This is a genomic window from Streptomyces coeruleofuscus (genome assembly GCF_039532725.1).
GTDB classification, from domain to species: Bacteria; Actinomycetota; Actinomycetes; order Streptomycetales; family Streptomycetaceae; genus Streptomyces; species Streptomyces coeruleofuscus.
This window is the reverse complement of sequence record NZ_BAAASE010000009.1, coordinates 316,088-325,888: the sequence shown is the minus strand read 5'-3', so window position 1 is coordinate 325,888 and position 9,801 is coordinate 316,088. Positions and strand designations below refer to the sequence as shown.

General features: G+C 71.5%; 10 protein-coding genes and 2 pseudogenes. 7 read left to right on the top strand and 5 right to left on the bottom strand.

What is annotated here, in order from left to right; genetic code table 11:
* A partial coding sequence (locus ABFX81_RS32360) for a maltotransferase domain-containing protein (RefSeq protein ID WP_346139051.1) occupies nucleotides 1-632 on the bottom strand: 632 nt, incomplete at its 3' end.
* 71 nt (nucleotides 633-703) lie between these two features.
* The gene (locus ABFX81_RS32355; protein ID WP_086855091.1) at nucleotides 704-1,051 is read right to left on the bottom strand and encodes a DUF5133 domain-containing protein; all 348 of its coding nucleotides are present in this window, start codon (nucleotides 1,049-1,051) and stop codon (nucleotides 704-706) included.
* 362 nt (nucleotides 1,052-1,413) lie between these two features.
* Between ABFX81_RS32355 and ABFX81_RS32350 the strand changes: the two genes are divergently transcribed.
* Complete coding sequence (locus ABFX81_RS32350) at nucleotides 1,414-1,926, top strand: pep a2 (RefSeq protein WP_086855088.1); 513 nt, start codon at nucleotides 1,414-1,416, stop codon at nucleotides 1,924-1,926.
* A complete protein-coding gene (glgX, locus tag ABFX81_RS32345; protein WP_346139049.1) occupies nucleotides 1,923-4,079 on the top strand; it encodes a glycogen debranching protein GlgX in 2,157 nt (718 codons plus the stop codon). The genes ABFX81_RS32350 and glgX overlap by 4 nt, the downstream gene beginning before the upstream one ends.
* A gap of 676 nt (nucleotides 4,080-4,755) precedes the next feature.
* Here glgX and ABFX81_RS32340 read toward each other — a convergent pair.
* Nucleotides 4,756-5,559 (bottom strand): VOC family protein, encoded by an 804-nt coding sequence (locus ABFX81_RS32340; RefSeq protein ID WP_086855090.1) that lies wholly within the window; start codon nucleotides 5,557-5,559, stop codon nucleotides 4,756-4,758.
* Between the two features lie 252 nt (nucleotides 5,560-5,811).
* On the opposite strand from ABFX81_RS32340, the gene ABFX81_RS32335 reads away from it, so the two are divergent.
* Nucleotides 5,812-6,132 (top strand): ANTAR domain-containing protein, encoded by a 321-nt coding sequence (locus ABFX81_RS32335; protein WP_346139047.1) that lies wholly within the window; start codon nucleotides 5,812-5,814, stop codon nucleotides 6,130-6,132.
* Between the two features lie 33 nt (nucleotides 6,133-6,165).
* Here ABFX81_RS32335 and ABFX81_RS32330 read toward each other — a convergent pair whose 3' ends face one another.
* Nucleotides 6,166-6,957, bottom strand: a complete 792-nt coding sequence (locus tag ABFX81_RS32330) for a SigB/SigF/SigG family RNA polymerase sigma factor (protein WP_086855087.1) — start codon at nucleotides 6,955-6,957, stop codon at nucleotides 6,166-6,168.
* 277 nt (nucleotides 6,958-7,234) lie between these two features.
* Between ABFX81_RS32330 and ABFX81_RS32325 the strand changes: the two genes are divergently transcribed.
* The 4 genes and pseudogenes from ABFX81_RS32325 (at nucleotide 7,235) to ABFX81_RS32310 (ending at nucleotide 8,812) form a co-directional block, all read left to right on the top strand.
* Nucleotides 7,235-7,690 (top strand): MarR family transcriptional regulator, encoded by a 456-nt coding sequence (locus ABFX81_RS32325; protein ID WP_086855086.1) that lies wholly within the window; start codon nucleotides 7,235-7,237, stop codon nucleotides 7,688-7,690.
* A pseudogene (locus ABFX81_RS32320) lies at nucleotides 7,687-7,875 on the top strand (ATP-binding cassette domain-containing protein); the annotation flags it as partial. The gene ABFX81_RS32325 and the pseudogene ABFX81_RS32320, both read left to right, overlap by 4 nt.
* Nucleotides 7,863-8,099, top strand: a pseudogene (locus ABFX81_RS32315) (ABC transporter permease); the annotation flags it as partial. The pseudogenes ABFX81_RS32320 and ABFX81_RS32315, both read left to right, overlap by 13 nt.
* A 191-nt stretch (nucleotides 8,100-8,290) precedes the next feature.
* Nucleotides 8,291-8,812, top strand: coding sequence for a hypothetical protein (locus tag ABFX81_RS32310; protein ID WP_086855085.1), 522 nt, complete (start codon nucleotides 8,291-8,293; stop codon nucleotides 8,810-8,812).
* Between the two features lie 27 nt (nucleotides 8,813-8,839).
* Here ABFX81_RS32310 and hemC read toward each other — a convergent pair whose 3' ends face one another.
* A complete protein-coding gene (gene hemC, locus ABFX81_RS32305; protein WP_086855084.1) occupies nucleotides 8,840-9,775 on the bottom strand; it encodes a hydroxymethylbilane synthase in 936 nt (311 codons plus the stop codon).
* Nucleotides 9,776-9,801: the final 26 nt, after the last annotated feature.

Genomic DNA, 9,801 nt, shown 5'->3' with positions numbered 1-9,801 from the left:
TCCGAGCGGGGGAAGAACTCGTACCAGGAGCCGTACAGGGCCCGCTCCCGCTCGACGAGCAGGGGCAGCGGCTCTGAGGTGGTGACCAGGTCCCGCAGCGGATGCCGGGCCAGCACCTCGTCCACCTGAGGCGTCAGCGCCGCCGCCAGCCGCGCCGCCGGGGCCAGCGAGTCGTCGCGCAGCGCCTTCGCCGCGTCGAGCAGCACGCCGCGGCCGGCTTCCCTGGGAACGCCGGCCGCCGCTCGCTCGTAGAGATCGGCGCCCTCTTCGAGGACCAGACCGGGGTCGATGCCGGCCGGCACCTTTATGCCCGCCGTGTGGCGCCAGGTGGCCACCGGATCGCTCCAGGCCTCCACCCGGTACGTCCAGCGGCCGACGGCGTCCGCGGTGACCTCGGCGCCCCAGCGGTCGCTGCCCGGGGCCAGTTCACGCATCGGCGTCCACGGCCCGGGGCGGCCCTCGGGATCCTTCAGGACGACATTGGCGGCGACCGCGTCGTGCCCCTCCCGGAACACGGTGGCGGTGACCTCGAACGTCTCTCCCACGACCGCCTTGGCCGGCCGGTTGCCGCACTCCACGGCCGGGCGGACGTCCCGTACCGGGATGCGGCCGATGGCCCGGGTCCTACTCATGGTCCTCACCTCCACCGTGCTCGGAAGCCGGGCCCACGGGCCCGGTTCAGGGGACGAGATGTGCGGGGCGGCTACCGTCCCGCGGGGGAGCGCCGCTCCGCCGCCGGCGGTCTTCGCCGGACCGCGGTGGCCGGACGGGGCCGTTCGTTCTGGTCCTGCAGACAGGTGACGTGCTGTTCCTGGAGACAGGTGACCTGCTGTTCCTCCAGATAGGTGACCTGGTTCGTGCGCAGGTACCGCTCGGCCGCGTCCGCCGCCTCCCGCGCGCAGCGCTTGCCCATCAGCACGCAGAGCGTGTAGCCGGAGTCCTCGAACGTGGTCCGCACCGTGCGGTCGTTCGGTGCCGCGAGCATCACGCGTTCCCAGGCCCGGTAACGCCGCAACTGCCGGGCGACTTCGGCTTTGGCGGGTAGCAGCATGGCGCCGATCACCTTTCGGGCTCGAGGGGCACGGTCTCCCGACGGTCGGACGGCGGCCGTGCCCACAGCGGCACGGACCCGTAACGGCGATCGAGTTCTTCACACATGGTGCACGTGTGACGACGCAGCGTCTTGTTGGATGCTCAACCAATGGCGGCTCGACTGAGCCGTTGAGGCGATCCGGGAATGCTCACTTGGGTGTTCACGCGCCTCAACTGTGCGCTCGTGTTGCACGAACGGGCTAGCACCCTCAGGCTGAGGGTGACTCAGAAGCGATACACGCTCACGTTCCGTGTTCGGGGCTCGTCCCGCAGGACCGCGGGAGCGAGGAGGAGCTGAGCTTCGCGGTGAGGAGCCGACCGATGAAGACCGCAGTGCCCTGCTACTACCACCTCGATGTGGAAGTCAGCCCGGAACGGGTGGGACAGGTCAGCCGCATTCTGGCCGCTCACCTGAAGTTCTGGGACCTGGACAACCTGGTCCAGCCCGTCTGCGGCGGTACCGAGATGCTGCTCAAGGCCATCGACGAACACGCCACGGACAAGAACACGTCGATCGAGATGTGGTGGAACGGCCAGCACCTGATCACCGCCATCGGGGACAACGACCGCGCCCTGCGCCCGGACCAGGAACTGCGTGGGTGCCTGGAGCACCTCGCGGCGATGAGCGACGGCTGGGGGTGCTGCGCCACCGAGACCGGCAGCAAGGTCATCTGGTTCTCGCAGCGCGCCCGGGCCGGCGAGCGCGTCCCGCTGGTGCCGACCGCGCCCGCCCCGCACCTGCGCGAGGGTCTCGACGTGCCCCGCGAAGTGCGGATCGCCCAGCTGGCCGGTCCGGCCAGTACCCCGGACGAGGTCCTGGAGGACGCCCGGTGACCCGGCGGCGGACCCGGAAAGGGGTGTCCGCGTGGAGCGGACGCCCCTACCCGCTGGGTGCGGAGTACGACGGGGAGGGCACGAACTTCGCCCTCTTCAGCGAGGTGGCCGAACGTGTCGAGCTGGTCCTCGTCGACGACGACGGCACCCACACCCAGGTGCCGCTGACCGAGGTCGACGGCTTCGTCTGGCACGGCTACCTCCCCGGCGTCGGCCCCGGCCAGCGCTACGGCTACCGCGTGCACGGGCCGTGGGCCCCGGCCGCCGGCCACCGCTGCAACCCGGCGAAGCTGCTCCTCGACCCCTACGCACGCGCGGTCTACGGGCAGATCGACAACCACCCCTCGCTCTACGAACGGAACCCGGACGGCCCCGACCCGGCCGACAGCGCCGGGCACACCATGCTCGGGGTCGTGACCGACCCGGCTTTCGACTGGGGCGACGACACCCGGCCCGGCCGGCCCTACGCCGACACGGTGATCTACGAGGCACACGTCAAGGGCCTGACCCGCACCCACCCCGACGTCCCCGCCGAACTCCGCGGCACCTACGCCGGACTGGCGCACCCCGCGGCCGTCGAGCACCTCACCTCGCTGGGTGTCACCGCGGTGGAGCTGATGCCGGTGCACCAGTTCGTGCACGACGGCGTGCTGCACGACCGCGGCCTGGCCAACTACTGGGGCTACAACACGATCGGCTTCTTCGCGCCGCACAACGGCTACGCCGCCCACGGCACCCGCGGCCAGCAGGTCGCCGAGTTCAAGTCGATGGTGAAGACCCTGCACGCGGCCGGGCTCGAGGTGATCCTCGACGTGGTCTACAACCACACCGCCGAGGGCAATGAGAAGGGCCCCACCCTGTCCTTCCGCGGCATCGACAACTCCTCGTACTACCGCCTGGTCGACGGCGACTGGGAGCACTACTACGACACCACCGGCACCGGCAACAGCCTGCTGATGCGCCACCCCTACGTGCTTCAGCTGATCATGGACTCGCTGCGGTACTGGGTCACCGAGATGCACGTCGACGGCTTCCGCTTCGACCTCGCGGCCACCCTGGCACGGCAGTTCCACGAGGTGGACCGGCTGTCGGCGTTCTTCGACCTGATCCAGCAGGACCCGGTGATCAGCCGCGTGAAGCTGATCGCGGAGCCGTGGGACGTCGGCGAGGGCGGCTACCAGGTGGGCAACTTCCCGCCGCTGTGGTCGGAGTGGAACGGCATGTACCGCGACGCGGTGCGGGACTTCTGGCGCGGTGAGGACCACACGCTGGGCGAGTTCGCCTCCCGGCTGACCGGGTCCTCCGACCTGTACCAGCACAGCAGGCGCCGGCCCCGGGCCAGCGTCAACTTCGTCACCGCGCACGACGGATTCACCCTGCGCGACCTCGTCTCCTACAACGACAAGCACAACGACGCCAACGGCGAGGACAACCAGGACGGCGAGAGCACCAACCGGTCGTGGAACTGCGGCGCCGAGGGCGCGACCCGGGACCCGGCCGTGCTGGAGCTGCGCATCCGCCAGCAGCGCAACCTCCTCGCCACGCTGCTGCTCTCCCAGGGCATCCCGATGCTCTGCCACGGCGACGAACTGGGTCGCACCCAGCGCGGCAACAACAACGCCTACTGCCAGGACAACGAGATCTCCTGGATCGACTGGCGGCTCACCGAGGAACAGCGCGACCTGCTGGAGTTCACCCGGTACGTCATCCGGCTGCGCACCGGTCACCCCGTGCTGCGCCGGCGCCGTTTCTTCCTCGGCGAGACCCTGACCCGTGCGGACCAGCCGCTGCCGGACCTGGTGTGGCTGGCGCCGGACGCCCAGGAGATGACCGACGAGGACTGGCAGCGCGGCGACGCGCACTGCGTCGGCGTCTTCCTCAACGGCGACGCCATCGCCGAGCCCGACCCGCGCGGCCGCCCCGTGATCGACGACTCGTTCCTCCTGCTGTTCAACAGCCACTGGGAGCCGGTCGCCTTCCGTCTCCCGGACGCCACCTACGGCGAACGCTGGACGGCCCTGATCGACACCGCCGAACCGGAGGGCACCCCCGACGAATCGGAACACAAGGCGGGCACGGCCCTGACGGTCGGGCCCCGCAGCATGGTCCTGCTGTCCCGGCCGTCCCGACGCGCCCGAGACGAGGCGGAGTGAGAGGGGCAGCCGACCCGACACGGACACCGACGCCCGAGCCGCCGTTCCCGACGGGCTGTCGCCGCTCCTGGCGGGCGCGTCACTGTTCCTGGTGGGCCGGCGGGCCCGTCACCGTCACCGTCCCCGGTGGGCGAGCCGCTGTTCCTGGCGGGCGGTCACGGGTGGGCTGTCGCCGTTCCTACGGGCGGTCACCGGTGGGCCGTCACCGCTCCCGGTGGGCGAGCCACCCGGCGCGCGAGTCACCCCCGGCGGGCGCGTCACCGTTCCTGGTGGGCGGGTCGCCGTTCCCGGCGGGGCCGTCACCGTTCCCGGCGGGCGAGCCGCCGTTCTTGGCGGGTGGTCACCGGTGGGCCGTCGCCGCTCCCGGTGGGCGAGCCACCGTCCCGGCGCGCGAGTCACCCCCGGCGGGCGCGTCACCATTCCTGGTGGGCGAGCCGCCGTTCCCAGTGGGACCGTCACCGTCCCCGGCGGGCGAGCCGCCGTTCCTGGCGGGCGGTCACCGGTGGGCCGTCACCGTTCCCGGTGGGCGAGCCACGTTCCTGGTGGGCGAGTCACGGCTCCCGGCGGGGCCGTCGCCGCTCCCGGTGGGCGAGTCACCGTCCCGTCGCGCGAGCCACCGCTCCAGGCGGGCGCGTCACCGTTCCTGGGGGGCGGGTCGCCGTTCCCGGCGGGGCCGTCACCGTTCCCGGCGGCTCGTCACCGTGAACTGTGCGCCGTCGTGGTCGCGCAGCACGGCCTCATCGCTGCCCTTGGACAGCACGCTGCCGCCGTGCAGTTCCGCGGCCCTGGTGCAGGCCTCGACGTCGTCGACGGTGAAGTGGACCTGCCAGTGCGGCCGGATCGTCGGGTCGGGGGCCGCTTCCAGCGCTCCTGACTCGATCCGCGCCACCACGTCGCCGCGGCTGCGCAGGACGACCTCGCCGCCCTCGTAGTGGACCTCGCAGCAACCGGGACTCTCCGACGCCCAGTCGAGGACCTCGCCGTAGAAGATGGCGGCGTCGAAGGCGTCACGCGTGTGCAGCGTGATGAAGGCCGGCTGCGCGTTGCGCCAGGTCTCCCAGTCGGTGAACAGGTCGCCCTCCCAGATCCCGAAGGTCGCCCCGTCCCGGTCGGCCAGCAGCGCCGCCCGCCCCGGCGGCAGCGAGATCGGCCCGACCGCGACCGTTCCCATGCGCTCCTGCACCCGCGCCACCGCGTCGTCCGCGCTCCGCACGGCGAAGTACGGCGTCCACGCCACCGCCATCTGCCACATGGTGGCCACCCCCGCGATCCCGGCCACGGGCGAGCCGTCCGCCAGCGCGATCCGGAACCGGTCGCCCAGCTTGGCCGGCCGCCATTGCCAGCCCAGCACGGCGCCGTAGAACTCCTCGGTCGCCTTCACGTCCCTGCTGGTCAGACTCACCCAACAGGGCGCGCCGAATACGGAGTGTGATGAGACGACGTCCTTCGTGCCGGAGGGGATGGGGGTGTCGTGGTTCATGGCAGTCGCGTCCTGATCTCGTCGGCCTGGCAGCCACCGGAGGAATGACACCAGTGTCCAACCGGAACCGCTGTGGGCGCCTGCCGAGTACCCCGGCGACGGCGCCGAAACGGTGTGGTGGACCGGCCTGGACCGCCCCGGTGGCACCGGGCGGGCCGAGTGACGACGATGGAGGCGTCGGACACTGCGTCAAGGCACTCAAGCACCCCACGAGGCCATGGGGACAGCGGCGCACCGGACCCGGAGGTGACCATGCCCACGGACGGGGGCTCGGAGCGGATCTTCGAGTTGCAGGAAGAGGTCCGGCAGCTGAAGGAGGCGGTCGTCTCCCACGCGGTCGTGGACCAGGCGATCGGGATGGTCGTCGTGCTCGGCCGGATCTCGCCGGACCAGGGCTGGGCCGTGCTGAAGGAGGTCTCCCAGCACACCAACACCAAGCTGCGCAACGTCGCGGAACTGATCCTCGTCTGGGGACGCACCGGTGTGATGCCCCGGGAGATACGGGCCGAGCTGGAGGACGCCCTCGACCGTGCCGGACCGACCCAGATCCCCGAAGCGCCGCCGGAGCAGTGACCTGCCCGGCGGCGCCGGCCTGGGGTTGTGGCCTCACCCGGCCTCGGTCAGCAGCTCCTCACGCAGATGGGCGAAGCAGCTGCTGAGCAGCCGCGAGACGTGCATCTGCGAGATCCCGAGCTGCTCCGCGATGCGGCTCTGCGTCATGCCCTTGAAGAACCGCAGGTAGAGGATGATCCGCTCGCGTTCCGGCAGCGCCTCCAGACAGGGCTTGACGGCCACGCGGTTGACGACGGTGTCGAAGGCCGGATCCGGCCCGCCGATCGCGTCCCCGAGGGCGTAGCCGTCCGTGCCGGGCATCTCCGCCTCCAGCGACAGGGCGGAGAAGCACTCCAGGGCCTCCATGCCGGTGCGCACCTCCCCTTCGGTGAGGTGGGCGTACTCGGCGATCTCGGCGACCGTGGGGGAGCGGCCGGGGGTGGTCTGCGACAGTTCCTTGGCGGCGTGCCGCACCCGGTTGCGCAGGTCCTGGACCCGGCGGGGGACGTGCAGCGTCCACATGTGGTCGCGGAAGTGGCGTTTGATCTCGCCGGTGACCGTCGGCACGGCGTAGGCCTCGAAGGCGTTGCCGCGCGCCGGGTCGTAGTGGTCGACGGCCTTGACGAGACCGAGGGCCGCCACCTGGTAGAGGTCCTCCAGGGCCTCGCCACGGCCCCGGAAGCGGACGGCGATCCGCTCGGCCATGGGCAGCCAGGCCTCGACCAGTTCGTCGCGCAGGGTCTTGCGCTCGGGCCCCTCGGGCAGCCGCGCGAGACGTTCGAACGCCTCTGCGGTGTCGGGGGCGTCGTCGTGGGGGTGCGTTCTGGTGCTGCCGGCGATACGCATGGTGCGCACCTCCCTGAGCAGGTGCCGAAAGGACAGACACCGTGGGAAGCGCGGACTCGGACCTCACGGAGGGCACCGCGGGCCGGGGCGGCTCCCACGGACGTGCCTCCTGTCCGAAGCACTTCATCGCCCATTCCCGGGCGGGGAGACTACGAAACATTTCCGACAATACGCTCATTTGTGATCCCAGGCGTCCCTGAGGGCGGCTGCCGTTTCGAGTGCGTCTCTTGACCCCGCCTTGGGCCGCTTACCTCTTTAGCAGAGCTAATCTCGCCGCATGGAGCCGGAGACCTTCCCCGAAGACCTGGCCGACGCGCTCGTCGGGGTCCAGCGGCTGATGCGGCGGCGCCTGCGCCGCGAGATGCCCGACCCCCGGCTGCGCGGCGCCGAGGTGGAGCTGCTGCGCCTGGTCGTGACGCGGCCCGGCATCGGCATCTCCGACGCGGCCAAGGACCTCGGACTGGCGGCCAACTCGGTGTCCACCCTGGTCAACCAGCTGGTGCAGGCGGGCTGTCTGGTCCGCGAGACCGACCTGGCCGACCGGCGGGCCGCCCGGCTGCTGCCCACGCCCGCCGCCGGGACACGGCTGCGCGAGTGGCGCCGCCGCCGCGCCGATCTCGTACGACGCCATGTGTCGCGGCTCGACGAGACGGACCGCCAAGCGCTGCACGCGGCGATCCCGGCCCTGCTTAGGCTGGCCGGCACCCTGCACGAGGAGGCCGAGGAGACATGACCCCCGGCACCGACCGACCACAGGCCGACGCCGTCGCCTGCGCCGGGCTCGTCCACGCCTTCGGCGAGACCCGGGCCGTGGACGGGCTCGATCTCACCGTCCGGCAGGGCGAGGTCTCCGGGCTGCTCGGCCCCAACAGCGCCGGCAAGACCACGGCCATCCGCTGCCTCACCAGGCGATCCCCATGCCGCTGTTCTCCGGTTCCAACGCCCTGTACCCGGTCTCCGTGATGCCGGGCTGGCTCCAGGCGGTCAGCAAGGCCAACCCGCTCAGCTACGAGGTGGACGCCCTGCGCGGGCTCCTCCTCGGCACGCCCCACCGCTTGGCCTCCGACGTCGCGGTGCTGCTCGTGGCCGCCGCCCTCGGCGTCACCGCGGCCTCGGCCCTGCTGGGCCGTCTGGCCCGTTGATCTTCACTCGTGGAAGTGATGTGCGGCACGCCGGGGCAAGCGCTTTCGCGAACTGTTTCCGGATAACCGCTGGGCACGGCTTGATCACCGATCAAAAGGGATGAACTGCCTGGCCACAGCGCATTCTGCTCATTTGACAGTGCGCTGAGAGCACAGATAGGAAGCAGCTTCCAGAGGTCGAGAGGTGCAGCGTGTACGAGCCGAACGTGGTCGGGGACTGGCAGGAGTACGACGAGCATGCCGGTCTGCGCGTCCGCGTCCACCGTCTGGAACTGACCGAGCCGCCCCGCGGCCGCGACGACGCCGCAGAGGGGCTGACGTACTTCAGCCTCCGCGTGACCGTCGAGAACCGCGGCAGCCGGCATCTCGGCATCCACCTCGAGGACGGCCAGATCGACGTGCGGATCGGGCCGGAGGGGGAGAGTGCCTTCCTCGACTGGCGCAACTCGCAGTTCATCGAGGGCTTCGACGTCTACCCGCTGCGCCGGGCCACCGCCGTGCTGTACGCAGCCGGCGCCGAGGCGTCCCTGAGCCTCGTGGACGTCCAGGTCCAGCTGCGCGTCGAGGAGGAGTGGGCCGACCGCCGGCTGTGGTCGGGCGGCATCGGTGCGCACGAGGGACCCGCGGGGGCCCAGCAGGGCGCGGTGCGCGACAGCCTCGCCCACCAGGTGAGCGTCTTCCTCCAGGATCAGGCGGGGGAAGGCACCGCCTGATCCCGCGTCAGGGCGTCGCCCGGCCGGTCAGTGCGGGATGCCGTCGATGATCTCGCGGGCACCCTGGCGCAGCAGCGCCACGGCCACCGACGTGCCGAGCGTGGCCGGGTCGAGCCGGCCCGCCCACTCGTGGGCGTTCAGCCGGGTCTTGCCGTCCGGGGTGAACACACAGGCCCGGAGGGACAGTTCACCGCTGCGGTCCACCTGCGCGAACCCGGCGATCGGGCTGTTGCAGTGCCCCTGGAGCACGTGCAGGAACATGCGCTCGGCGGTGGTCTCCCGGTGGGTGTCCGGGTCGCCGAGACCGCTCACCGCGTCGATCAGGTCGGCGTCGTCCTCACGGCATTGCAGCGCCAGTACGCCCGCGCCGATGGGCGGCATCATCGTCTCGGTGGAGAGGATCTCGCTGATCACGTCCTGCCGGCCGATGCGCTCCAGACCGGAGACCGCGAGCAGCAGCGCGTCGGCCTCTCCGGCGGCCAGCTTCGCCAGGCGCCGGTTGGCGTTGCCCCGGAACGGCACGCACTCCAGATGCGGATGCGTGGCGGCCAGTTGGGCGACCCGGCGCACCGAGGAGGTGCCGATCCGGGTCCCGGCCGGCAGCTCGTCCAGGGTGAGGCCGCCCGGGTGGATGAGGGCGTCCCGGACGTCGTCCCGCTTGAGGAACGCGGCGAACACCGTCCCCGCCGGCAGCGGCCGGTCGGCGGGCACGTCCTTCACGCAGTGCACGGCGAGATCGGCCTCACCGGCCAGCAGCGCCGCGTCGACCTCCTTGGTGAACGCGCCCTTGCCCTCGACCTTGGACAGGTCGCCCATCCACTTGTCGCCGGTGGTCTTCACCGGTACGACCTCGGTGCGCACTCCGGGATGGGCGGCGGCCAGCTCGGCCCGGACTCGCTCCACCTGGGCGAGCGCCATGGGGGAGTCGCGGGAGACGATGCGGATCAGTTCGGGGACGGACATGCGGACACGATAGTCCCTCCCGGGGG

Excerpts from the sequence above, each read along its gene's own strand:
- ABFX81_RS32355 (WP_086855091.1), bottom strand. The coding sequence starts at position 1,051 with ATGCTGCTACCCGCCAAAGCCGAAGTCGCCCGGCAGTTGCGGCGTTAC.
- ABFX81_RS32350 (WP_086855088.1), top strand. The coding sequence starts at position 1,414 with ATGAAGACCGCAGTGCCCTGCTACTACCACCTCGATGTGGAAGTCAGC.
- ABFX81_RS32340 (WP_086855090.1), bottom strand. The coding sequence starts at position 5,559 with ATGAACCACGACACCCCCATCCCCTCCGGCACGAAGGACGTCGTCTCA.
- ABFX81_RS32335 (WP_346139047.1), top strand. The coding sequence starts at position 5,812 with ATGCCCACGGACGGGGGCTCGGAGCGGATCTTCGAGTTGCAGGAAGAG.
- ABFX81_RS32330 (WP_086855087.1), bottom strand. The coding sequence starts at position 6,957 with ATGCGTATCGCCGGCAGCACCAGAACGCACCCCCACGACGACGCCCCC.
- ABFX81_RS32325 (WP_086855086.1), top strand. The coding sequence starts at position 7,235 with ATGGAGCCGGAGACCTTCCCCGAAGACCTGGCCGACGCGCTCGTCGGG.
- hemC (WP_086855084.1), bottom strand. The coding sequence starts at position 9,775 with ATGTCCGTCCCCGAACTGATCCGCATCGTCTCCCGCGACTCCCCCATG.